At 59.8% G+C, this 25,118-nt stretch carries 15 protein-coding genes; 8 read left to right on the forward strand and 7 right to left on the reverse strand.

Annotation, left to right across the window (positions count from 1 at the left end):
- From FCL40_RS12760 to FCL40_RS12775, 5 genes are all read left to right on the forward strand, one after another.
- Positions 1-109, forward strand: a 109-nt coding sequence (locus FCL40_RS12760) for an IS3 family transposase (protein ID WP_136850104.1), incomplete at its 5' end; no start/stop codon positions are given.
- Between the two features lie 538 nt (positions 110-647).
- Positions 648-758: a DUF6538 domain-containing protein gene (locus FCL40_RS18915; RefSeq protein WP_407644151.1), complete on the forward strand. Its 111-nt coding sequence runs from the start codon at positions 648-650 to the stop codon at positions 756-758.
- 289 nt (positions 759-1,047) lie between these two features.
- Positions 1,048-3,336, forward strand: coding sequence for a heavy metal translocating P-type ATPase (locus FCL40_RS12765; protein WP_136853688.1), 2,289 nt, complete (start codon positions 1,048-1,050; stop codon positions 3,334-3,336).
- 16 nt (positions 3,337-3,352) lie between these two features.
- Positions 3,353-3,709, forward strand: coding sequence for a cupredoxin domain-containing protein (locus FCL40_RS12770; protein ID WP_136853689.1), 357 nt, complete (start codon positions 3,353-3,355; stop codon positions 3,707-3,709).
- Positions 3,710-5,328: 1,619 nt separating this feature from the next.
- Positions 5,329-11,319: a LamG-like jellyroll fold domain-containing protein gene (locus FCL40_RS12775; protein WP_169307115.1), complete on the forward strand. Its 5,991-nt coding sequence runs from the start codon at positions 5,329-5,331 to the stop codon at positions 11,317-11,319.
- 40 nt (positions 11,320-11,359) lie between these two features.
- On the opposite strand, the gene FCL40_RS12780 is transcribed toward FCL40_RS12775, so the two are convergent.
- From FCL40_RS12780 to dinG, 7 genes are all read right to left on the reverse strand, one after another.
- Entirely contained in the window at positions 11,360-12,073 is a 714-nt protein-coding gene (locus tag FCL40_RS12780) for a hypothetical protein (protein ID WP_136853691.1), read from the reverse strand.
- Positions 12,048-12,311, reverse strand: coding sequence for a late competence development ComFB family protein (locus FCL40_RS12785; RefSeq protein ID WP_136853692.1), 264 nt, complete (start codon positions 12,309-12,311; stop codon positions 12,048-12,050). The genes FCL40_RS12780 and FCL40_RS12785 overlap by 26 nt, the downstream gene beginning before the upstream one ends.
- A gap of 13 nt (positions 12,312-12,324) precedes the next feature.
- The gene (locus FCL40_RS12790) at positions 12,325-13,227 is read right to left on the reverse strand and encodes a histone deacetylase family protein (protein WP_136853812.1); all 903 of its coding nucleotides are present in this window, start codon (positions 13,225-13,227) and stop codon (positions 12,325-12,327) included.
- 111 nt (positions 13,228-13,338) lie between these two features.
- A complete protein-coding gene (locus FCL40_RS12795; protein WP_136853693.1) occupies positions 13,339-14,004 on the reverse strand; it encodes a YccT family protein in 666 nt (221 codons plus the stop codon).
- A 10-nt stretch (positions 14,005-14,014) separates the two neighbouring features.
- Complete coding sequence (locus FCL40_RS12800; protein ID WP_169307116.1) at positions 14,015-14,656, reverse strand: primosomal replication protein; 642 nt, start codon at positions 14,654-14,656, stop codon at positions 14,015-14,017.
- On the reverse strand, positions 14,653-15,423 hold the full coding sequence (locus FCL40_RS12805) for a TSUP family transporter (protein WP_136853695.1): 771 nt from the start codon (positions 15,421-15,423) through the stop codon (positions 14,653-14,655). Before FCL40_RS12805 ends, FCL40_RS12800 begins: the two co-directional genes overlap by 4 nt.
- 1 nt (position 15,424) lies before the next feature.
- Positions 15,425-17,512, reverse strand: coding sequence for an ATP-dependent DNA helicase DinG (gene dinG, locus FCL40_RS12810; protein WP_136853696.1), 2,088 nt, complete (start codon positions 17,510-17,512; stop codon positions 15,425-15,427).
- Between the two features lie 62 nt (positions 17,513-17,574).
- On the opposite strand from dinG, the gene FCL40_RS12815 reads away from it, so the two are divergent.
- From FCL40_RS12815 to FCL40_RS12825, 3 genes are all read left to right on the forward strand, one after another.
- A complete protein-coding gene (locus tag FCL40_RS12815) occupies positions 17,575-19,905 on the forward strand; it encodes a DNA polymerase II (protein ID WP_136853697.1) in 2,331 nt (776 codons plus the stop codon).
- A gap of 229 nt (positions 19,906-20,134) precedes the next feature.
- Positions 20,135-21,163 (forward strand): porin, encoded by a 1,029-nt coding sequence (locus FCL40_RS12820; RefSeq protein ID WP_136853698.1) that lies wholly within the window; start codon positions 20,135-20,137, stop codon positions 21,161-21,163.
- 450 nt (positions 21,164-21,613) lie between these two features.
- Positions 21,614-24,430, forward strand: coding sequence for a TonB-dependent receptor (locus tag FCL40_RS12825; RefSeq protein ID WP_136853699.1), 2,817 nt, complete (start codon positions 21,614-21,616; stop codon positions 24,428-24,430).
- Positions 24,431-25,118: the final 688 nt, after the last annotated feature.

Genomic DNA, 25,118 nt, shown 5'->3' on the forward strand with positions numbered 1-25,118 from the left:
CGACTACATCGAGATGTTTTACAATTCGAAGCGCCGACATGGTTCCAATGATGGCTTGTCACCGGTAGAGTTCGAGGCCCAGTATTTTTCTAACCAATCGGGTGTCTAGGAAAATAGGGGCTATTCAATCGGACACAAAATTGCACCTTGAGTGAGTCGGAAGATCAAACTTTAACCGTTGTTGAAGCGTTTGACCAGCACGAGTTCAAGCCAAGCAGAATACGCATTTGACGTACCTTACAAGCAAGCCGGCGGCGCTATTTGCCTTCTAGCGGTGCTGGTGAAACTGATCGCTTCTACTGGTTTGATGTGATCACTCTGCTGGCGTTGGACACATAAATCGTAGCTTCATATGTGAGTGGTATTAGATTGTTGTGGTGTAAATTTACACGATGGGAATTTAAGGTTAGATATACTATGCAGCTTTATGCTTTATTTTCATGTAACCTTATGCTTCAGCTTTACCTGTAAGTTATTGATATTTGTCTTCTGGTTATGCAGGCTTATGGTTTAAGCGACAAAATCCCTGAATTCCATAGAAATCTATTTGTCGACGACCGTAGTGAGACACTCGGTGAGACACTTTGGGCTTTTCAAACACTTCTAAATCGCACTCAGCACCCTATCTGTTCTAGTCCAGACATGGCATCTGGTATGCCCGTGTGGTCGTTCCTAAAGACCTCCGTTCTCAGGTAGGCCAGAGAGACCTCAAGCAATCCCTTCGTACTCGTTGTAGGCGAGAGGCTATTCACGGATAAGCCGGACCTGGACTGCCCAGAGTCTCATTGACCATACAGTTAGGGTAGGGTCTATAGTGAGGATGAATCGAGCTGACGGAGGCCAGGTATGAGAAACGTCACCCGGCAGGCGGTTGTTGGTTCTTTGGTGCTAATTCTGCTGAAATTGTCAGGGTAAAGTGCCCATGTCTACTGTGGCTCTCTCCAAGGCGCCGTCCGTTCCCGGGAGAGGCCTGCGGAGTCAGATGCGTGACCTTTGTCTATACCCGCTTTTGTAATGAAAATGGCACTATCCCGGAGAGTTCTTAGTATGAAGGTAATATCAGGACAGGAATCACAAGATAGACCGGGCCCTAAGGCAAGCAGAACTGAGCCGATTGAACTTGTTGTGGATGGTGCCAGTTGCGCCAGCTGTGTGGATAAGATCGAGTCGGCTTTGGCCAAAGTGCCTGGGGTAAATCATGCCGAAATGAATTTCGCCATGCGCACGGTGATGGTTAGTGGGAGTGTCACCGTTGATGCTCTTATCAATGCTGTTGAGCAGGCGGGTTACAGTGCCAAGCCCCTCTCAAAGGTAGGGGAGATTGATGCGACGGATGAGCGGGAGCAAGCAGACAAAACCTACTACAAACGCCTGATGAGAGAGATGGCAATGGCTCTCTCCCTTGGAGTTCCACTGATGATTTACGGCGTTTTGGGCGGGGAGATGACCGTAGAGACTGGCACAGAGCGTCTGGTTTGGGCGCTAATAGGTCTCTTGACCCTGGCCGTTATGGTGTTCTCCGGCAAACACTTCTATGTTGGTGCCTGGCAGTCGTTCAAAAATCATTCGGCAACCATGGATACCCTGATTGCGCTGGGTACGGGCACGGCCTGGATTTATTCCGTGGTTGTCGTGGCGGTGCCTGATCTGTTGCCGGAAATGGCAAGGCATGTGTATTTTGAGGCAACGGCGATGATCATTGGCTTGATCAACCTTGGGTTGGCGCTGGAGGTGAGGGCGCGTGGACGTACCTCTGAAGCGATTAGGCGATTGATTGGTTTACAAGCAAAAACTGCTCGGGTGATTCGAGAGGATAGAGAGCTGGACGTGCTGATTGAGCAGGTGTTGGTGGGTGATACCGTTCGCGTGCGTCCGGGCGAAAAACTGCCGGTTGACGGCATCGTAACTGATGGCCATACCTCGATCGATGAGTCGATGCTGACCGGAGAGCCCATGCCTGTTGAAAAGTGCGAGGGCGATGAGGTGGTGGCGGGAACCCTAAATAAAACCGGTACCATCCTGTTTCAAGCCAGCCGGGTTGGGGCGGACACCGCGTTGGCGCAGATTATCAACATGGTGAAGCGAGCACAAAACTCCAAGCCGCCGATTGGCCGATTGGCCGATGTGATTTCTGGGTTTTTTGTTCCGGTAATTATGATCATCGCTGTGGTCAGCGCTCTGGTATGGCTGAATTTTGGGCCAGAGCCTACCGTCGCCTTTGCCGTCGTATCGGCGACTACGGTGTTGATCATTGCCTGCCCGTGCGCGCTGGGGCTAGCGACGCCAATCTCGGTGATTGTTGGGGTAGGCAAGGCTGCGGAAGCGGGGGTGTTGATTCGCAATGGCGAGGCTTTGCAAACGGCTTCCAAGATCAGCGCCATGATATTGGATAAAACCGGCACCATTACCCTGGGGACGCCCAAAGTTACGGATGTAATTGTCGCCAATGGCAGCAACGAACTTGAGGTGATGCAGCTGGCTGCCACTATTGAGTCCGGTTCTGAGCATCCGCTGGCTGAGGCCATCGTCGAATCTGCACTGGAGCGGGGGATAAAGCCGGGTAAAGCCGATGCGTTTAATGCGGTCGCTGGTCAAGGAGTTGAGGCCCAAGTCAATGGACAGGCGCTGTTGTTTGGCAATGAAAAGTTGATGGGTCAGCGGAACATTGATGTGGAGGAGTATGTTGAGCAAGCCCAGTCGCTGGCGGCTGACGCCAAGACGCCGATGTACTTTGCTGTAAATGGCAGGTTGGTGGCGATTATTGCCGTTGCCGATCCAATCAAGGAGGATTCGATTAAGGCCATTGAGCGTATGCAGCAGAGCGGGGTCAGAGTGGTGATGCTTACAGGAGATAACCGGGATACTGCCAGGGCGGTGGCTGGGAAAGTGGGAATCACTGAGTATTTTTCCGAAGTACTTCCAGATGACAAGGCAAAAAAAGTACAGGAGCTGCAATCTGCCGGAGAAGTGGTTGGCATGGTGGGAGATGGCATTAACGATGCGCCTGCACTGGCCCTGGCAAATGTTGGCTTTGCCATTGGAACCGGAACTGATGTGGCAATAGAAAGTGCAGACGTCACCTTGATGCGGGGTTCATTACATGGCCTCGCGGACGCCATCGCGGTTAGTCGGGCGACCCTTCAAAACATCAAGCAAAACTTGTTTGGCGCCTTTATCTATAACGTTGCCGGAGTGCCCATTGCTGCCGGTGTACTGTTTCCGTTTTTTGGGGTTCTGCTGAACCCCGTAATTGCTGGTGCCGCCATGGCGTTTTCATCGGTTACGGTGGTCTCCAACGCCAATCGATTGCGCTGGTTCAAGGCTCAGGAACACTAGAGAAGGGGGGGAGCGCGTGGCAATTATTAACCTTGTTGGTGTTGCATTAATCGGCCTGATTGTGTGGTGGTTCTGGCTGTATAAGCCGACACAGGTTAAGGCTGGTGGCGATGAGCCGATAACTATCGTGGTAGAAAATGGTGTTTACCTACCGGCGCAGATCCAGTTACCGGCAGGGAAGGCGATAACTCTTCGCTTCCTGCGCAAAGATGAGTCTCCATGTGCCGAAGTGGTTCAGTTTCCGGGTCTTGAATTGGCCAAATCTTTGGCCGTCGATAAGAGTACCACTGTTGAAATACCGCCATTGGAAGCAGGGGAGTACGATTTTCACTGCCAGATGCAGATGTATCGAGGCAAGCTTGTCGTTGGCTAATGGCGTCTTTATACAGTCTATAGTCCCCCATCTGTTTTCGCTAAGGTGCGCTTCCGCTTAGCCGGTCCCGTCGCTGCCGGGGTGTTCTCCTGATACCCGGTACATGCTCTACCCTTCTTGTGGCCCTAGGTCCTGTCTCACATCATGATGAATAGAGTTGATGTCAAATCAATCCTGTGGCTTTGTGTTGATGAGAAAATCTGAACTATCTCACTGAGGCTGCGGCAGAGGATGCTTTGAGGCTGTTGCTTGAGCAGGGCTTGATCTAAAAACATTTGAGGTGTAACCTTTGTTGACATTGTTTCGGTAGTTGGCCGATTCCCTGAGGAGGCGTCCTGGGGAGATGTCAGGGTTGCATCAACCCTGACAAACGATGCTCCGGCGTCAGGAGCGCCGCTCCATGTCTGACTCACTGGCTTGTTGCAGCCTCGACGGTGCGGGTGTGATTCACCTTTCGATCGGAACCTGGCTGGCGGTAGTTGGCTCTCGGTCCGGGAGTCAGCGGTACAGCGATGGGTGAACAATATATATCCTCTTTACTTTTAAAGAGTTAGCACATAAATGTCGCCTTGGAGAATGGGGTAAAAAGGGGTGACCCGGGTTCATGACGCATCAGGGAAACCTGTCATAATCTCGGCTTTTTCAACCTTGTTGCTGTCGGCTCTTAAAATGTTCCGTTTTTCGACTCTTTTGTGATGGTGGTGTCCCTGCGTGCCCATCATTATTGGGGTTGGAGGATGTTGTATGATTACTAATCTGTCGTAAAAGTATGGGTCGTTCAAGCTTGTTTTCGGGACGGAATGGCCAATTTTGTTGGTTAATGACCTACTTTGGTGCAGATTCGCCTCATGCTTGGAGAATGTAATTATGTTGACATTCACTTCAATGATTTGATTATAGATTTTTTTTAGTCATAATGGTGTTTATCAGAGCAAACCTAAACCCGCCCCAGAGAGGGGCACAAGGAGGAGATGGATGAAATCAGTATTTAAAGAGTTATCTGTTCTTATCGTTCTGTTCGTAGCCATCGCCTCGGTTGGGATGATCGGCACCCCCATCGGCGGCTAACCAGCCGGACTGGGTGAGGATGATCCGGCTAGGGATAGTCGGACATCCATTGGCAGCGACTCCGTTGCATCTTTAATCGGCGCTCGTCGGCGCCTTATCAGGCGGAGGTTGACTCGTCCTGCCCAATAGAGTCGGCGGGGTACCCCATTCCGCCACACATGGTCCGCCATCGGCTCAGCTCTCGCTGTTGTCTGCAGTTGCCTGGTGGTTGCCTGCAATTTTCCCGTTGTTTTCTTATCGGTTAGCCTCTCCACCACACGGGAGGATTTTTCCGCCCCGAGAATCGAACCCCAGTTGTCTGGTGTTGTTCCCACGCTTCAATCAGTTATCCAGGATTGCCTGCGATGCCTTGGCGGAACTGACTTGTATACAGGGGGATTTTTCAGCAAATGCCCCAATAGCCTCGACTACACTCAATGCAATTTGGTTCAGCAAGACCATGTGGATTCTGTGAATAATTCGGGGTCGCTGTCCCGAGGTGATAGCGGGTGAAGGCTATGGTTAAGCGCTTGACGTCTATTCTGTTACTCCTGGTTTTGGGGGCTTGGCCAATGATGGCCCTGCCCGCACTGTTTGATGATCCAAATTTTACGGAAGAGGCGCTCTCCCGGCCGGACGGCCAAGGGTGGTCAGGTGTCGTGGGGCTGGCCTTCTCCGAGGCCGGCGATCGTATCTACGCCTGGGAACGCGAAGGTCGTGTCTGGATTATCGATGAGGCCAACCCGGTGGCCACGCCCTTCCTCGACATCGCCGACGAGGTGTTGGCCTGGCGGGATCATGGGTTGCTGGGATTTGCCCTGGATCCCCTGTTCGAGCAGAACGGCTATGTCTACATCGGCTACATCGTCGATCGACACCACCTGTTGCACTGCGTCGAGCCGGACGCCGGGGTGGGGGCGCCCATCTGTGACCAGAACTACGATCCCAACTACACCGTGCTGCAAACCCAGGCCACCATTGGCCGGGTGGTGCGCTATACCGCCATCCGCCCCCAGGGCGCCCCGGACTTCAGCAACGCCGTGTCGGTCGACTACGACAGCCGAAAGGTGCTGATCGGCGAGTCTCCCTCCACCGGCATGGCGATGACCCACCAGACCCACGGCATCGGCCAACTGGTGTTCGGCACCGACGGCACCCTGTTGGTGGCTTTCGGTGACGGGGCCAGCTATGCCTCCACCGATGTGGGCAGTGCCGAAGAGAGTGCCTACCTGGATGCCCTGGCAGAGGGCATCCTGAGGCCGGATGAGAACGTGGGGGCGTACCGTGCCCAGATGGTGAACTCTCACAACGGTAAGATTCTGCGCATCGATCCCGCCAGCGGCGATGGGGTGGCGTCCAACCCCTATTACGACGGCGCGGCGCCGCGTTCGCCTGCATCCCGGGTGTGGGCGCTGGGGTTGCGCAACCCCTACCGGATGACCCTCAAACCCGGTACCGGCAGCCACAATTCCGCCGATGCGGATCCCGGCGTGCTCTACGTCGGCGACGTGGGGCTCAGTCGCTGGGAGGAGTTTGTGGTGGTGGACGGACCGGCCATCAACTTCGGCTGGCCCGTGTTCGAAGGGATGACCATTCAGAGCGGATACTTCTATGCTGCCCCCAACAGTGAGGCGGCATCGGCCGCCCTGGGCTGCGACGTCAAATTCACCGACCTGATCGTCCAGGAGTCCCAGCAGCCTCTCAGCTTTCCCAACCCCTGCGGTCAAGGTGAGATCACCTCGGTGCCGGTGTTTGAGCACCGGCGGCCGACCCTGGACTGGTTCCACATCGATCCCGACACCCGTTACCCGGCGTTTGACGGCAATGGTGACGCGGTCGCCGTGGGTATCGGCCAGCCGATACCTGGCACCTCCGAGGTGCTGACCCAGGGCACCCCCTTCGCTGGTAACGCCTCCACCGGCGGGACCTGGTATCTGGGCGGTGAGTTTCCCGAGTCCTACCACAACACCTATTTCCACGGGGATTATGGTGGCCAGTGGATCCGAAATTTTCAGATGAGCAGTGATGACCGGGTCACCCGGGTCGTTCCCTTCGCCAGCGATGGCGGCGGGGTGGTGTTCATCGCCACCCACCCGGCGGACGGGCGGCTCTACTACATCAGCTGGGCCAGCTTTATCTACCGGGTCAGCTATGCCCCCGGCGGCAACCGGGTGCCGGCGGCGGTGGCCTCTGCCGACCCCATCTTCGGCCCCAGCCCCCTGACGGTGCAGTTCTCCTCGGCGGGCTCCTCGGATCCCGAGAACGGCACCCTCAGCTTCGACTGGCAGTTCGGCGACGGCGCCAGTGACAGCGGCCCCTCGCCCACCCATGAATACCGGGCGTCGGGCAGTGGTCCAGCCAATTACACCGCCACCCTGACGGTGACCGATGACGGCTCGCCGCCCCAGAGTGACAGCGCTACCCTCCTGGTCAGCCTGAACAACACCCCGCCCCAGGTGACCATCACCTCGCCGGCGGACGGCACCCTCTACCCGCTCTCCGGAGACACCACCTATGATCTGACGGCGCAGATCACCGATGCCGAGCACGGCAGCGGAGAGCTCAGCTGCGCCTGGCAGACGGTCCTGCACCACAACAACCATACCCATGAAGACCCGGTGGACAACAACTGCAGCAGCCAGGTGCAGATCGCCCCGGCCGGGTGCGATGGCGAGACCTATTTCTACCGAGTCCATCTGACGGTGACCGATGCCCACGGGCTGGCGACCACCGCGGTGTCCACCCTCTACCCGGATTGCGGCGGCGTCTCGCCACCGGTGGCCAACGACGACAGCGCCAGCGTGCCGGTGGGGGGCTCCGTGGAGCTGGATCTGCTGGCCAATGACTCCGACGATACCGGCCTCAATCCCGGCAGCCTGACGCTGCTCAGCCAGCCGGCCAGCGGCCAGTTGACGGTGCTTCCCGGGACCGGCCGGGTGCAGTACCGGCCCGCCATCGTCACCTCCGGCAGCGTCAGCTTCCAGTACCGCATCTCCGATGTCGACGGATTCGCGTCCGATCCCGCCAACGTGACGATCGCCATCGTCCTCGACGGCAGCACCCCGGTGGTGGCGACCCCGGTGGTGACCCCTGGGGCAGGGGAGTACCCGGCGCCCCTTGAGCTGACCCTAAGTTCCGCCACCGGCGGGGCCACCCTCTATTACACCCTGGATGGTCGCGATCCGGATTTCGATTCGGCGGTGAGCGACGGCAGCCTAAGCCTCGAGCAGAGCGCCACCCTCAAGGTGTGGGCCTACCGCGATGGCTACGTGCCCTCTTCGGTAGTGACCGAAGGCTATCAGCTGTTGTCCGGCGGTCCCACCTTCCCCGTGGACGGCCTGGTGGGCTACTGGCCGCTGAACGAGGGGGGAGGCACCCTGATCGGCGACGCCTCAGGCAATGGTCATGACGGCCAGCTCAGCGGGGCCACCTGGACCAGCGGCTGGGATGACGGCGGCCTGCGCTTCGACGGGGTGGATGACCATGTGGTGGTTCCCCATAGCAGCCAGCTTGCCTTTACCCTGTTCCAAAGCTTCTCCCTCACAGCCTGGGTGCAGCCCGACGGCGGCCAGGGCGGCTGGGCCGGGCTGGTCACCAAGTCCAGGGATCAGGCGCCCTGGTATGGGCTGTGGATCACCAGCTGGGATGCCTGGGCCGCGGGGGGGCCCAACGCCATCTTCGACGGACCCATCAGTGGGGGCTGGCATCACCTGGCCCTGGTGCAGGACGCCTTGCTGGATTCGCGCTGGCTCTACGTGGACGGGCTCCTGGCGGGCACCCTGGACGCCCAGTTTGGTGAGGGCGGGGGGGACCTCTGGTTTGGCGGCGCCGCCGGCATCGAGGAGTTTTTCGACGGCGTCCTGGACGAGATTCGCCTCTATGACCGCCCCCTGACGGCGGAAGAGGTGGGGGTGCTGGCGACGGCCCCGCCGCCGGCGGCCGGTCCCGTGACTCTGCCGGACTCGGTGCAGATCGTCAGCGGTGCCAGCGTCGACATCGACGTGCTGGCCAATGACCATGCCCTGGCAGGATTGGACCCCGCCAGTGTCGAGGTGGTGGTATCACCGGATCAGGGCACCATCACCGCCATCGGCAGTGGCGACGGGGTGATCAGCTACAGTCACAACGGCAGCGGCCTCGGCGATGGTTTCAGCTACCGCGTCAGGGACTACGCCGGTGCCTGGTCGGCGGCCACGGCGGTCACCATCGGTGTCCAGGCTTACGTGCCGCCGACGGTGGCGATCACCGCTCCCCAGAGTGGGGCGCAGGTCAGCGGCAACCTGGTGGTTCAGTGGCGGCTGTCTGGGGACGACAGCCAGTACGACCACATTCATGTGCGCCTGGACGACAATCCCCATGTCACCCTGCACAACACCAGCCTCACCAGCTATGACTTCGGGGCGGTGGAAGCCGGGGAGCATAGCATCGAGGTCTGGTTGGTCACCCCGGAGCACCTGCCCCTGGCCAACCCGGAGGCCAGCGATTGGGTGAGTGTGACCGTATTGGACCAGAGCGGTGGCGATCCCACTCTGGTGGGGTACTGGGCCATGGATTCCGGATCCGCCCAGACCGCCCTGGACAGCTCGGGCAATCAGCATCATGGCCAGATCCTCGGCGCCCAGGTGGTACCGGGTCGCTTCGGCCAGGGGTTGAGTTTCGATGGGCTCGATGACCTGGTGCAGATCCCCCACGACGCCGCCTTGGCCTTCGGCAGCGGCGATGACTTTACCCTGGCCTTCTGGGCCCAGGGGGTAGGCAGCCAGCCCGGCTGGGCCGGTGTGGTCACCAAGTCCAGGGATCAGGCGCCCTGGTATGGCATCTGGGTGGCCAGCAATCGTCGGTGGACCTCCGGCGGGCCGCAAAACATCAGTGGCAGCAAGATCAGCGCCGGCTGGCATCATCTGGTGCTGGTGCAAACCGGTGGCAGTCGTCTGCTTTACCTCGATGGGGTGCTCAATGCCCAGGGCAGTGCCCAGGAGGCCAGTGGTGTCGGGGACCTGGTGTTTGGGGCTGCCCTGGGGGTCAGCGAGCACTTCAGCGGCATCCTCGATGAGGTGCGCCTCTACCGGCGGGCCCTCGGTGCCGCCGACGTGACCGGCCTCTATAACCTGGATCCGGGCGCCCTGAGTGTGGTGGCGGTAGATGACAACGCCACGGTGGACCAGGGCGGATCGGTCAGCATCGACCTGCTGGCAAACGACAGCGCCACCCTGGGATTGGACGCCGCATCGGTGGAGCTGATGAGTGCGCCTGGCGACGGCACTCTGCAGATAGACCCGGTCACCGGCGAGGCGGTCTACCAGCATGATGGCAGTGCCACCAGCAGCGACAGCTTCAGCTACCGGGTGGCGGACAGCCAGGGCAACCTGAGCAACCTCGCCCAGGTGCAACTGACCATAGTGCCCTACCTGCCGCCCACCGTGACCATCACCGCGCCGGTGTCAGGGGCCCAAGTGACGGGCAATCTGGTGCTGCAGTGGCAGACCTCGGGGGATCAGGCCGCATTCGACCACATCCATGTGCAGCTGGACGATGCTCCCTATGTGCCCCTGCACGATACCTCGCTGACCAGCTATGATTTCGGTCCGGGTTCGGTCGGGGAGCATGTGATGAGGGTGTGGCTGGTGGACGCCAACCATCAGGCTCTGCTCAATCCGGAGGCATCGGATCAGGTGACGGTCAACTGGAGTGATCCTGCTATTGTCAGCCCAGTTCAGATCGATCCTCCCGGCGGTGACTTCACCAGTGACGTGACCGTGACCCTGAGCGCCGACGCCGGCGCGGCGATCCACTTCACCCTGGATGGCTCCACCCCCGGGGCCGGTTCCAGCCGCTATGAGGCACCGCTGCTGATCAGTCAGAGCCTGACCCTGAAGGCGGTGGCCATACTGGACGGCGTCAGCAGCAGCGTCAGCTCTGCCCAGTTTAACCTGGATCTGCCGGGCGATGGCCTGCCCAGAGCCGGCCTGGTGGGGTACTGGCCCATGGATGAGGGCGGCGGCAGTCAGCTGTTGGATGCCTCCGGCTCCGGCCTGGTGGGCAGCATCTCCGGGGCGCTTTGGGCTCCGGGCTGGGCGGGCAGCGGCCTCTACTTCGATGGGATCGATGATCTGGTGAGTATTAGCCATCAGCCGCAACTGGCCTTTGCCAGCGGCGCTAGCTTCTCGCTGTCGGCCTGGGTCAACCTGGACGGCGATCAGGGCGGCTGGGCTGGGGTGGTGACCAAGTCCAGGGACGACTCCCCTTGGTACGGCCTGTGGGTGGCCTCCTACGATCGCTGGATCTTCGGCGGGCCAACCAACCTCAAGGGGCCGCTGGCCGAGGGAGGGTGGCAGCAGCTGACCCTGATCCAGGATGGCGCGGCAGGCAGCCGCAGCCTCTACCTCAACGGTACCCTGGTGGCCAACGGGGTGGCCCAGCACGCCGACGGTGCCGGCGACCTGGTTCTGGGCGGGGTACAGGGCGTGTCGGAGTTCTTCCGCGGCACCCTGGATGAGGTGCGACTCTACAACCGGGCCCTCAGCGCCGACGAGATTCAGGCGTTGGCGACCCTGGCGCCATAGGTTGAGGTTGCGCCATGGAAGGGGGGAGGCCGCCTCCCCCCTAGGGCACCCCGGCATCTGATGCCGGCTGATAGTGTTGCATCTCCACCTCCAGCACCAGGAACCCCAGTCGGCGAACCTCCAGGCGCACCAGCTGGTTGCCCAGATCAGGGGCAAACCAGAAATCGGCCACCCGGGATTTTTCGGGGTGACTCTGGCGCAGGTGCAGCGCCGTGTAGGGGGCGCCCATCAGCGACAGGGTGGCCTTGCCCAGATTCTCGAACCGGTAGTGGCGGGTTTCCGCTCCCCAGGTGTAGCTGGTGACCACATCCTGGCCGGACTGGGCCAGCAGCGGCAGATTCTGCAGCAGGGTGGCAGCGCCCTGGATGGCGGGCTCCATGCCGTCGGGGTAGTGGACCGCCTCCCCCTGCTGAAATACCCTTATCAGGCCCTGGTTATCGGCCTCCCCCCGGTAGAGGGCGGGAAACCAGCCGGCGACCTCGGTGGTGAAGCCCTGGGTATACCAGCGATCCTCCTGCCAGCGCAGCCGCGTCAGGTTGTGGGCCTCACCCAGCAGACAGAAATCGCCCTGGCTCTCCAGTGTCACCCCCTCCCGGTCATGGCTGAGGCTCTGGAATCCCTGGCCGCAGGGCACCCCCTGGCTGCTGGCCAGGTAGTGGGCGGTAAACCCGCCGATGGGGGTGGACTGGACCGCGACCGACAGCAGCAGCGACAGCAGCGGCAGTAGCTCAATCCTTGCGGGGGTGATGTGCAATGTACTCCAGGGCCCGCTCCAGCGCCTGGTCCACATTCTTCTGCATGGCGATAAGCTCGTCGGTAGAGGCGTAGGCACTGAGATCAACCCGGTGGCGGAAGTAGCGGCAGGGCAGCTGGTTGAGGGTCAGGCAGTAGAGATCCGCCAGCGGATCGGCACCAAGCTGTTCACCGAGTTTGCGTTCGGCAACCGTCTGCTCCAGCAGGATTTCATAGTAATTTCTGATTTCGGCGTCCATGAGTCAGGCTCCTCTATCCCAGAGTGAAGGCGGCATGGAACAGCTGTCCGTGTCGCCGGGTCAGGCTGTCGGGATCGCGGTCGTAACCGCCGCCGATGACACAGGCCAGTGGTATGGCGTGGTCCCGACAGGTTGATAGTACCAGCTGTTCCCGCTGGCGTAATCCGTCATCGCTGATGCAAAGGTGTCCGAGGCGATCGCCTTGGTGGACGTCCACCCCGGCATCGAAGATCACCAGGTCCGGTTGATGCAACCTGAGGGCCAGGGTTAGCGCCTGCTCCACTGTCTGCAAGTAGACGGCATCCCCCACACCCTTCTCCAGGGGAAAGTCCATGTTCGAGGGCGGCTTGCGGCTGGGAAAGTTGGACTCACAGTGCACCGAACAGCTGATGATCTGGGGGCGGTCGGCACACAGGGCGGCGGTACCGTCCCCCTGGTGGACATCCAGATCGAAGATCAGTACCCGATCGACGCCCGGCTGAGTCAGGGCCTCTTCGGCGGCCAGTACCAGATCATTGAAGACGCAGTAGCCGCTGCCAAAATCGAAGTGGGCGTGGTGATAGCCGCCGGAGAGGTGCAGAGCCAGTCCATGCTTCAGGGCCAGGCGGGCGGTCAGGCTGGTGCCGGATACCGAGGTCAGGGTGCGTGCCACCAGGGCCTGGCTCCAGGGAAAACCGATGCGCCGTATCGCCCGGGCATCGAGTCGGTTCTCCAGGAAGGCGCTGGTGTAGTTGTCGCAGTGACAGCGTGTCAGCTGCCCCGGGTTGAGCCTGTCGGGCCGGTGCCAGCGGAGCTGCTCAGGGGGCAGTGTGCCGGTCAGGTAGTCGTACAGGTGACGGTACTTGGTGATGGGGAAGCCGTGGCTGGGCGGCAACATCAGTTGGGAGTAGATGGGGTGATAGACGCAATGGAGCATACTAGGCGAGGGCGGGGGTGACGGCCCGCCCATGGGTACCTGCCGAGCCTTGAGAGAATGGGCGCCACCAAGGCGCTCATTCATGGAAAAGGATCAACAGGCCCTTCACAGTTACATGTTGGAGATGGCCCAGGTCATGAACTCCTTGCGGGTCTGCTCATCGGCCTGTTGCCACCAGTACTTCAGCATCGCTTCCGGGTTGAGTTTGGCGTCGCCCTGAAGCTGTACCTCATTGGCATCGGTTGGCGTGTCGGCGCTAGCCGCGGCGCTGCCCTTGGGGGCGGTGGCGGCGATCACCTCCTGCTTGTGCTTCTGCTCAGGAGTCAACTCCTTGGTCAGGGAGTCGATGATGCTCTCCTCGTGGATGCTGGTCATCTCGATGCTGTACTGGACCTGGTGACCGTCGGAGTGGGTGACGCTGACCTTGGGAGCCTGGGCAAAGGCCTTGGCCTGTTTCAGATCCCGGATGGGGGTCTGGGGTCGCAGCTTGTAGACGCCATCGGCATCGATGGTGATGTGCAGCAGGAAGGGATCGGAGTTGACCCTCTGGTGGCCGTCACCATAGGGCTCCTCGATGAGATCCTTGTAGACCAGGGCAACAGTGTGCTTGCCCTTCTCCAGCTCGATTTCATCTTTATGGCTGAAGAAATTGGACTTTACCTCCTGACCATTGACGGCGATGAACTCCATGGACAGCGGAATGTTCAGGTCGGCCGCCAGGCTGTTCAGGCTCAGGCCTCCGGCGATAAGTGCAGCCATCAACGAGGCTTTGTTCATCCTGTGCTCCTTAATATCTCTGCCCGTTTTGCTCTAGGCGGGCGATGCGTTCTTCAATATAGGTCATGGCCTGACGACACCGGCCCAGCCGTTTTTGTGTGGTCAGAATCTCATTCTGTAGTTTGATTTTTTCCGCCCCCTGATGCAAATCAAGTTTTTGTTCCAACTCATGAATCTTTTGTTGAAGGCGGTCGGCCCAGTTTTGGTGCTTGCGCAGTTCGGCGTAGGCGCTGTGGCTGTTTTGCATCACCGAGCGGGCAATCCACTGGTATTGGCTGTCCTGCCGCGGCACGCTTCGGCGCCGGCTGGAGAAGCGGGCACCGGCGGCCTGCAGTCCGGTGGTGGCCAGGGCCTGAGTCACCGCCTGGTAGCGATCGGAAAACTGCTGGCACACCAACTCGAAGGTGTCGCCGGAGTCGCTGGCCTGGCTCAGGCGATCCAGTTTAGCCAGGTCCTGCTCCAGCCGCTGCAGGCACTGGGCCAGCGACGCTCCGGTGTGGTCGAACAGGGCGGAGTGAAATCTCTGCTGGTGATCCAGGGCCTGTGAAGTGTTGCCGGGCAGGGCGTGGTCATGTTCGCGTACCTGGCTCTTAAGTTGCTCCAGGCGCTGCCTGAGCAGTTGCAGCAGGTCGCTGCGGCGCCGATAACTCACAGCCACGCCTCCACCGCCAGCTTTCCGGCGATAATCAGCACCACAGAGATGAACACCGGCCGAATGAAGCGGCTGCCGTAGCGGATGGCGGAGTGGGCGCCGATCCAGGCGCCGGCCATCAGGCAGCCCCCCATGGCCAGGCCAATGCCGAAGTGGACATGGCCCAGACCGATGAAGAATCCCAGGGAGGTGGCATTGCTGACAAAGTTCATGCTGCGGGCCAGGCCGGAGGAGAGCAGAATGTTCATCCGGTAGAGCACCATGGAGGAGACGGTCCAAAAGGCGCCGGTCCCCGGTCCGGCGAAACCGTCATAAAACCCCAGGGTGACTCCCTGGAACCACTGCTTGGTGCGCAGCTTCGGGCAGCGCACCGGCAGGCCCCGCTGCTCATCGCTGGGAGAGGGGGACAGCAGGGTATACAGGGCAATGAGGACAATCACCAGGGGCAGGATGCGGTTGAGCACCTCGGCGGAGAACAGGTCTACCGCGAGGGTGCCGGCGCCGGCGCCAATGAAGGTGGCCAGCACCGACTCCCGCCAGAACCTGGGGTTGAACAGCTGCTTGCGGTAGAAGGCCCAGCTGGCGGTCAGGGAGCCGAAGCTGGCGGCCAGCTTATTGGTGCCCAGCGCCAGGTGAGGGGGAAGCCCGGCAGTCAGCAGCGCCGGAATGGTCAGCAGTCCACCGCCTCCGGCCACGGCGTCGATAAAGCCGGCGACAAAGGCGACTGAGGAGAGCAGCAGTATCAGGTCGAGACCCAGTTCCATCATCTCAATATTCAATATGGCGGCGGTAGGGGGGCAGGGAGTCGAGCAGGGCACTGCCGTAACGCTTGGTTACCAGCCGTCGGTCCAGCACGGAGATTCTGCCGTAGTCGGTTTCGTTGCGAAGAAGGCGACCGCAGGACTGTACCAGCTTTTTGGCCGCATCGGGAACCGCTAGCTGTAAAAAGGGGTTGCCGCCCTTGGACTTGATGTACTCGGCATGGGCCTGCTCCACCGGCGAGGTGGGTACGGCGAAGGGCAAGCGGGTGATGATCAGGTTGGTCAGATAGTCCCCGGGTAGATCCAGTCCTTCGGAGAAACTGCTGGTCCCAAACAGGATGGAGCTCTCGCCGCGGTCGATGCGCGCCTTGTGCTCGGCGATCAGCTCGGAGCGGGCGCGCTCCCCCTGCACCAGGATCGGCAGCTTCTTGTGCATCCTCAGGGTGTCGGCCACCGCCTCCATCTGCCGGTAGGAGGTAAACAGCACCAGGCTGGCGGTCTCCTCCTCCAGCAGGTCGGGAATGGTCTTGATCAGCATGTCGCCGAAGCGCTCATCCTGGGGCTCGACGCTCACCTTCGGCAGGAACAGGGTGGCGTTCTGCTGGTAGTCGAAGGGGGAGGGCAGTGCGGCGTAGCGGGTACCGTCGTCGTTGCGCAGGCCCACCTGATGGCGGTAGTGGTCGAAGCTGCCCAGGGCCATCAGGGTGGCGGAAAGCAGGGCGACGCCGGCCGCCTTGCTCCACAGCATCTCCTCCAGCATAAAGCCGATTTCGATGGGAGAGGTGCTGACGTGGTAATCGTGGCGCTGTTGGAATTCCACCTTCTCTATCCAGCGGGCGAGGGGGGCGCTGCCCTGGGGGATCTCCCGGGTCATCATCTGCCACAACTGAGTCAGGCCCTCCAGGCGCTGCAGGTGCTGGCCCACTTCCGCCACCATGGGCTCGGCCTGCCAGCCCTTGATGTCGCCCTCCTTGATCGATTCCATCAGCATGGTTTGCAACTTGGTGAGCCGTTTCAAGGCCTGACCGCTGGCGCTCTTCAGGTTGGTAGCCAGGGTCACCAGTGCCTCGGGCAGCACGCCATTTTCGAAGCGGTGTCGCAGCTCCGGGTTGTCGAACAGGCTGGGGTTGGCTTCACAGAAGGTCACCATCTGCCCCAGGCCGTCTCCCAGGGCCTCGATATCCTCGGTCAGTTCGGTGGCCAGGTTGGTGGCCCGGTCAGAACGCAGCTCCCGGGCCAGCTTGTGGGCAGCCTTCTCCAGCTTGCCCAGCCATTCCACGGTACTCTTCATGTTGGCGCTGGCGGCGGAGAAGTCGCGGGTCACCTGGGGCAGGTGGTGGGCCTCGTCGATGATGTAGTACATGGCGTCCGGTTCAGGCAGGATCTTGCCGCCTCCCAGCTCCAGATCCGCCAGCAGCAGCGAGTGGTTGACGATCAGTACGTCCCAGCTGTCCATCTCATCACGGCTGCGGTGGAAGGGGCAGTCTCTGTGGGCGGCCAGCTGCTTGTTGCAGCTGTGCTTGTCTGAACCGATCTGCTGCCACAGGTAGTCGGTGACCGGCTCGGGCACGCTGTCCAGCTCCCCGTTCCACTTCCCCTCATGGTAGGCCTGGTGCAGCCGCTTAAGCAGGGCCACGTCGGCGCTGGCAGGCTTGCTTTCCCATAGCGCCTGCTGGCCAGTGTCGCCGTCACCCCCCTCGTCGGCCAACAGCTCCAGTTTGGAGAGGCAGGCGTAGCGCTGACGCCCCTTGGCCAGGCCAAAACGGAAGTTGAGGCCGCTGTGCTTCTGCACCAGGGGGAGATCCTTGTTCACCAGCTGCTCCTGCAGGGCAACGGTGGCGGTGGCAATACACACCTTGCGGCCGCTGGCCAGGGCCTGGGGAATGGCGCCCAGGCAGTAGGCCAGCGACTTACCTGTGCCTGTTCCGGCCTGGACTACCACGATGCGTCGCTCCTTGCAGTACTCGCCGGCCAGGGTCTTGGCAATTTCGGCAATCAGGTAGTTTTGCTCCTTGCGCCGGACGAAGTTGGGGATCGCTTCGGCGATGCCGTTATAGGCCTGGCGGGTCAGTGTCTTGGTCTTGTCGCTGAGCATGCTGTGCGTGGGTTGGGGGAAGTAGCTGTACAGAATACCAGTATTTGGGGGAGAATGCCTCCATGACAGTACCTACTCATCAAACCGGCTGGCTGTTGAGTCGCAACCAGTATGGCGACGACCAGGGCATCACCCTGGAGTACTGGCTGGCCACCGACCAGGGACCGGTGAAGCTGATCATCCCGGGGCAGGCTCACCAGGGATTTGTCTGCGAAACCCAGGCGCAGGCGCTTCGACGCTGGCTGGCTCCCTGGCCCCAAAGCCTGTGGCGACTGGCGCCGGTGGCCGCCACAGACTTCGGCGCCCGCCCTCAGCTTGGGGTCTACCTCTACTCCGACAAGTTGTGGCAGGAGCTGCAGTCCTACTGCCAGAGCCGGGGCATCGCGCTGCTGGAGAGAGACGTGCGCGCCTGCGACCGTTTCCTGATGGAGCGACGCATCACCTCGGCCCTGACCTGGCGTCGCGGAAAAGATGGGGTGCAGGTGCGTAGCACCGATTACCTGCCCAAGTTGACCATGGTGTCCCTGGACATCGAGTGCAGCCGGGAGGGGGAACTCTACTCCATCGGGCTGCACAGCGATGCCGATGCCAGGGTGCTGATGCGGGGAGCCAGCCAGGAGCGGGCTCCCGCCCATATCGAGTGGTGCCAGGATGAGCCGTCGCTGATCCTGGCCTTGTTGGAGTGGTTCCGCCGCTTTGACCCGGATGTGATCATCGGCTGGAACGTGGTGGGGTTCGACCTCAAGCTGCTGCAGAAGCGGGCCGAGCGGCATGGCATCCCCTTGACCCTGGGACGGGGCGCGACCCTGCCACTGTGGCAAAAGGACGCCGGGGCGGGGCGGGGCTATGGCCTTGAGGGCCGGGTGGTGCTCGACGGCATCGACTGGCTGAAGGCCGCGTTCTACCAGTTCGACAGCTTTGCCCTGGACGCTGTGGCCAGGGAGCTGCTGGGTGAGGGTAAGGCGTGTCAGGACAGCGGCAATCGCATGGCGGAGATTGAACACAACTTCCACCATGACAAGCTCGCGCTGGCCCACTACAACCTGATGGACTGCGAGCTGGTTCGCCGCATCTTCGATAAACTGCAGCTGCTGCCCTTCGCCTGTCGCCGCGCCCAGTTGACCGGGTTACAGATGGACCGGCTGGGAGGATCGGTGGCGGCCTTCACCAACCTCTATCTGCCGGAGCTTCACCGGGCCGGGTTTATTGCGCCGGACCTGACCGACAGTGACATCGCGCCCAGCCCCGGTGGCTACGTGATGGATTCCAGGCCCGGGCGCTACCGCAACGTGTTGGTGCTCGACTTCAAGTCCCTCTACCCCTCCATCATCCGCACCTTCCTGATTGACCCCATGGGCATGGTCGCGGCGGCCCAGGCCGAGGAGGGCGATTGTGTGCCGGGATTTCGTGGTGCACAGTTTCACCGCTTTCAGCACCGTCTGCCCGCCATCATCGAGTCTCTGTGGCAGCAGCGCGAACTGGCCAAGGCCGCCAACGATGCGCCCCTGTCCCAGGCGATCAAGATCCTGATGAACTCCTTCTACGGCGTACTGGGGGCTGCTGGCTGCCGTTTTCACGATCCCCGCCTGGCCTCCTCCATTACCCTTCGCGGCCATGAGATTATGAAAACCACCCGGGCCTGGATAGAGCAGGCGGGCTTTGAGGTGATCTACGGCGACACCGATTCCACTTTCGTTCATGTGGGCGATCACCTGACCGAGCTGCAGGCTGGCGAGATAGGGAGGAATCTGGTGGCCATGGTCAATCGGCGCTGGCGTCAGTCGCTGCAGCGTGACTATGGCCTAAGCAGCGTACTGGAACTGGAGTTCGAAACCCATTTCCATCACTTCTTCATGCCCACCATCCGCGGTGCCGAGACCGGATCCAAGAAGCGTTACGTGGGGGCCTGTTGCAGGGAGGGGCGACTCGAACTGGTGTTCAAAGGGATGGAAACGGTGCGCAGCGACTGGACGCCGCTGGCCAGGGAGTTTCAGCAGCAACTGTACCGGTATTGGTTCGAAGGGAAGCCGGTGGTGCCGCTGGTGCTGGGGCGGGTGGCGGCACTGATGGCCGGAGAGTGCGATCACCAACTGCTGTATCGCAAGCGGTTGCGCCAGGAGATCCAGGAGTACCGATCCAAAGGGCCCCATGTGGTGGCCGCCGAGCGGGCCAATGCCGTGTTGGGGCAGAGACGTTACCGGCGAGGCAGCCAGATCGCCTATTTGATGACTCACAGCGGGCCGGTGCCCCAGGAAGAGGCGAAAGACCTCAGCCCGGATTACCAACACTATCTGGAGAAGCAGCTTGAGCCCATCGCCGAACCGGTGCTGGCCCACCTCGATCCACCCACCAGCCTGGAGCAGCTGATGACTGGTCAGATGGGTTTATTTTAATGGGTGGTTGTTGCCTGGGTGTAATAAGGAGGAGTCACTGGTGGTTATTAAAAAGTAATTTATGCGTTTCGGGTGCAAATTAATGCATTTTTCCTAGCAAAAGTGTGATGTCGATCACCGTGTGATTTGAAACTTTCCTGATAGTCTCGAACCCCTTCAGCGGATGAATGTTGCTCGCGATGGATTGGGAGACACACTAAGAATCAGATACACATAAAGGTTAGGTTAGATGAAAAAGTCACTTATTGCAGTTGCCGTTCCGGCGTTGTTGGCTGCCCAAGCTCAGGCAGTTGAGTTGTATAACGACGGTGTTAACTCCGTAACCATGGGTGGCCACCTAACTGTCCAGCTGGATGACAAATCTGGCGACACCAAGATCAATGACAACATGCCGCGCATCAACTTCAGCTTTGATCGTGACATGGGCAACGGCTACAAAGTCGACTCCCGCATCGAAAGCCAGTTCAACATGGTGAACGGCGGCGAATCTTTCAAGACCCGTCTGGGTTATATCGGTATCTCCCACGACGACTACGGTCGTATCTCCGTCGGTAAGCAGTGGTCGGTATACTATGACGTGGCCGTGGTAACCGACTACGCCTACGCCTTCTGGGCCGATCACCTGGGTGTCTACTCCTACGGTGTTGACGGCGGCGAAACCGGCATGGGCCGCGCCGACCAGGCCCTGCAGTACCACAACACTTTCTCCCTGGGCAACGCCGGTGACCTGACTCTGGGTCTGCAGTGGCAGGGTGCCGAAGGTGGCCTGGACGATCGCTTCGGCGGCAGCCTGGTGTACAAGGTTGGCCAGGTGAGCCTGGGTGCCGGCTACTACGGCGGTGATGTGGATGGTTCCTTCACCACCCCCAACGGCGTAGAGCTGGAAGATGGTGACAGCATCGATGGCACCATCGTGTCCGCCAGCTACGGTACCTGGGGCAAGGGCCTGTATGCCGCCGCTGCCTACATGCAGGGTGACAACCAGGAAGACTATCGCTTTACCGGTGAGTCCGAAGGTCTGGAGTCCGTGCTGAGCTACGGTTTCGAAAATAACGCCACCGTGTACACCATGCACCGCTTCATCAAGTCCAAGGATGAGATTGCTCAACTGGGTCGCAAGTACAATGAAGCGGATATCCTGGTTGGTGCTGCCTACATGCTGAGCAGCAACGTGGAAACTTACGGTGAGTACCGCTTCTCTACCGGTGACGATTACGACGACAACGCTTTCGCCATCGGCCTGCGTATCTACCTGTAATCTAATAGAATTAATATAAAAAGGCCGCCCGATTGGGCGGCCTTTTTTTTGTGCCATGAATCGTCGGTGTAACAAAGAAGCGGTCGGTTAAAAAGGGAGTGTGTTTTCCTGTAAACAAAATTCGATCCCGGTACTCTGACAATTCCCGATTGTAACAAAGGTGTAATATCGGTTTGGGCGTGGGGTTTGTGCTGTCTTTGATGTTCTTTGTGGTGTATCTATCCGTTCATGCGGTTAATGCTGATTTTGAATATGGCATTAATTGGCTTGAGCCAGATTTATTAAGGTGGCGCCTATTGTTGCGAGGTGAAAGAAAGGTTGCATGGCTGTTGCTCCTGTGATTAATATCGGTGTTGCTGAAGGGTTTGTCCTGCCGAAGTGTTTCAAATTTTTGGATTTGAATCGCGACGGAAAAACAATAAACACATTGATGTGTCAAGGGAGAATGAGATGAAGAGCAGTACAATTTCGAAAGCAGTCAAGTTTGCTTTAATTGTCGGCGCATCCTCTGCCGCGCTCAGCGCACCGGCCGTATGGGCCGAAGAGAATGAAGTAGAGCGCATCGAGGTAACCGGTTCCCGCATTAAGCGGACCGACATGGAGACTCCGGTTCCAGTCACTGTGATTGGCCGTGCTGAGATTGATGCGATTGGCGCAGTAAACGTCGCTGATATCTTGAATTCGTCACCGGTGGCCGTTGCCGGTTCCGATCAGTCCAACAGCACCTTTTCCACGACCACCGTTGGCTTGAACACCACCTCTCTGCGAAACCTGGGTGAATCCCGTACCCTGGTGCTGGTGAATGGACGCCGTTTTGTCTCAGGTGTTGATCCATCGACCGGCTATGCGGTTGACCTGAACGCGATTCCCGCCGCCATGATCGAGCGCATCGACATCCTGAAGAGTGCCTCCTCCGCCGTGTACGGCTCCGATGCGGTCGCAGGTGTGGTGAACATCATTACCCGTAAGGATTTTGAGGGGCTTGAAGTCGACGCTCAGGCCGGTGTCTCCGACGAGGGCGACCGCGATACTCAACAGATCACCGTTACTGCCGGTGGCAGCTGGTCCGGTGGTAACGCCTGGGTGTCCCTGGGTTATGACAACGACGATGGCCTGAAGGCCACCGATCGCAGCTTCTCCGCTCAAGATACGGCCATCTATCTGGATGAGAACGGCAATGAGTTCGCTGGACCTCTGTTCTCTTCCTATCCGCCCCAGGGGCGAATCACCATCAGTGGCGTCGGCAGCTTCAATGCCGACGGTACCCCCTTTACCGCAGACAGCCGTTTTAACCGGGCCAGCTATCGTCAGCTGGTCACTCCGCTCGAGCGTCGTTATGCCGCGGCTGGCCTGACCCATGAGTTAAGCGATAGTGTTCGTTTCTTCTCCGAACTGAACTGGAACAGCACCGAGACCAAGGATTCCACCATCGAGCCCACGCCTTTTGATGTGGTAAACGATGTCTGGCTCAAGGACAGAAACGGGACTGGTGGCATGAGTGTCGACTCGCCGCTGATTCCTGAGCTGCTACGCCAGGAACTGGTGGCCGCCGGCATCACCGATCTCAATGAGGTGACCTTTGTCCGCCGTATGGTCGAACTCGGCGCTCGCTCCACCGACCTGACCCGCGACACCATCCGCGTCGCAACCGGCTTCCAATGGGACATCAATGATCAGTGGACCGCCGATGCCTACCTGACCTGGGGACAGACCGACCAGTGGCAGGACAACGGTGGCCAGGTCAACGTCGAGCGTGCCGCAAAGGCGCTGGATGTCGTTGAGATTGACGGTGAGTTGCTCTGCCGGGATGAGCTGGCACGCCTGAACGGCTGTGTGCCCCTGAATATGTTCGGCGAGGGCACCATCTCCGCCGAGGCTGCCGACTACGTCCGCGTTCCTGCCAAGGCGACCGGCGTTGCCGAACAGTTTGTGCTGGGGGTTAACCTGGCGGGTGAGCTGCCTGTCGAGCTGCCCGGTGGCAACATGATGCTGTCTACCGGTGTCGAGTTCCGTGAAGAGAAGGGCTCATACTCCCCCGGTGATCTGGCACAAACCGGTGCCTCCAGTACCAACCGCTCCGAGCCGACCAACGGCAGCTTCAATACCACCGACATCTTCGGTGAACTGGTGCTTCCGGTGTTCGATGAACTTGAAGTCAGCTTGGCGGCGCGTTACTCCGACCACTCCATCGTGGACGGGCAGACCACCTGGAACGCCGGCATTCAGTACACCCCCATCGACGGCCTGATGTTGCGGGCCTCTGCCGCCACCGCGGTACGTACCCCCAACATCTCCGATCTCTATGCGGGCCGCGGCGAGACCTTCGCCACCGTTACCGACCCCTGCAACGGCATCGACGCCACCACCCCCGGCAACATCGCCGACAACTGTCGCGCCATTCCCGAGGTTGCGGCGCGAATCGCGGCCGACGGCTCTTTCGACCTGACCCAGGCCGAGGTCCAGGGAACCGGTGGCTTCATTGGCGGCAACCCGGACGTCAAAGAGGAGACCGCCGATACCTATAGCATCGGTGCGGTCTGGCAGGTCTATGAGGATCTGTCCCTGACCGTCGATTACTATGACATCTCCGTCGAAGATGCCATCGACGTCACCAGCCGCTCCACCGTGCTCTCCCGCTGTTTCGATGTGGATCCCAGCGAGTTCAACTCCGCCGATTGTAACGGTGCGGCGATTCGTGACGGCAACGGTGCGCTCATCGAGGTGAACTCCGGTACCTCCAATGAGAACAACATCGATACTTCCGGTGTCGATGTGGAGGTTACCTATACCCACGAGCTGTTTGGTGGTGACTTCCGCGCGAATCTGGTGTGGAACTACACCAGGGAGCTGGTCACTACCGGCATTCTCTCCGGTGATGCAGTGGACGAAGCGGGAGAGATCCTGACCCCGGAAAACCGGGCGGTGCTGAACCTGTTCTACGACTACGGCGATCTGACTGCCGCCTGGCGTATCCGCTACTGGGATCAGGTGGTCGATTCCAAAGAGGGTGATAACTTTAACTTCACCGACTTTGAGCCGCTCGATGAGTACAACAGCGTCGGCAGCTACTTCTACCACGACTTGAACCTGGCCTATAACTTCACCGAGAGCTTGGTCGGCAGCTTTGGCGTACGCAACCTGTTCGACAAGCAGCCGCCGCTGTTGCCACAGGGCACGCTCTATGGCGGTACCGGCATTAACACCGCCTCCGAGGCGTACGATGTGACCGGCCGTTACTTCTACGCCGGTGTCACCATGACCTTCTAACTTCGGGTCTATCCGATAAGCGCTGCCCAAGGGTAGCGCTTTTTTATGGTTCATCGCGCATTACCTGGCTTCGCGGCCATCCGCGAACGTGGTGCCCGGCCCAAGCACAACCGGTGATGCTGATGCCGCTGCTGTTGGGCCGGTTTCAGATCTCAGGGCAATCAGGCCGGTTCGACCTGGATGGTGGCGAGCCCCCGCGCTGCGGCAAGCAAGGTCCGATTAGGGTTCACACCCTCGGAGTTGCCTGGTGAAACATCTTCATTTTCCTGCCGGGTTTGCCTTACCCGCCAGCCTGCATAAGCAGTCGCTCTCACCCGCGTTGTTATTCTCCTGGCGGAAACTCAGCCGGTCACTCATTGGAAGCGCAACTTTCCCTATTGTGGTGCTAAGTCTGTGGTTTTTCCGTCTGACGATTGGTCGGTGGCTGCTGCTGGTGTGTCCTGAGTTTGTAGTGTAAATGTCTATCAATGTATAACAGACATTGATTCTGTGTTGGTGGTTGGGCCACTCCCGGGGGGAGATGCTGGTCGAACTGGTGAATAAAGATGGGGAAAATACGGAAAAAAGCGCCGTTTGAATAAAATTTATCCCGTTGCCCGGATTTATCTATTCTTTGGTGCCTGAAGCGTTTGGTAACATGGTTGACACACCTTGGCAAACTGTGGAAAGATGCGGGGGCGCTCACCTT

It is taken from the genome of Ferrimonas sediminicola (assembly GCF_005116715.1).
In the GTDB taxonomy this organism is placed as follows: Bacteria; Pseudomonadota; Gammaproteobacteria; order Enterobacterales; family Shewanellaceae; genus Ferrimonas; species Ferrimonas sediminicola.

Bases quoted from the DNA above. Each gene is read 5' to 3' on its own strand.
- FCL40_RS12805 (WP_136853695.1), bottom strand. From the start codon at position 15,423: ATGATGGAACTGGGTCTCGACCTGATACTGCTGCTCTCCTCAGTCGCC.
- FCL40_RS12790 (WP_136853812.1), bottom strand. From the start codon at position 13,227: ATGCTCCATTGCGTCTATCACCCCATCTACTCCCAACTGATGTTGCCG.
- FCL40_RS12825 (WP_136853699.1), top strand. From the start codon at position 21,614: ATGAAGAGCAGTACAATTTCGAAAGCAGTCAAGTTTGCTTTAATTGTC.
- FCL40_RS12775 (WP_169307115.1), top strand. From the start codon at position 5,329: ATGATGGCCCTGCCCGCACTGTTTGATGATCCAAATTTTACGGAAGAG.
- FCL40_RS12765 (WP_136853688.1), top strand. From the start codon at position 1,048: ATGAAGGTAATATCAGGACAGGAATCACAAGATAGACCGGGCCCTAAG.
- FCL40_RS12795 (WP_136853693.1), bottom strand. From the start codon at position 14,004: ATGAACAAAGCCTCGTTGATGGCTGCACTTATCGCCGGAGGCCTGAGC.
- FCL40_RS12785 (WP_136853692.1), bottom strand. From the start codon at position 12,311: ATGGACGCCGAAATCAGAAATTACTATGAAATCCTGCTGGAGCAGACG.
- FCL40_RS12820 (WP_136853698.1), top strand. From the start codon at position 20,135: ATGAAAAAGTCACTTATTGCAGTTGCCGTTCCGGCGTTGTTGGCTGCC.
- dinG (WP_136853696.1), bottom strand. From the start codon at position 17,512: ATGCTCAGCGACAAGACCAAGACACTGACCCGCCAGGCCTATAACGGC.
- FCL40_RS12815 (WP_136853697.1), top strand. From the start codon at position 17,575: ATGACAGTACCTACTCATCAAACCGGCTGGCTGTTGAGTCGCAACCAG.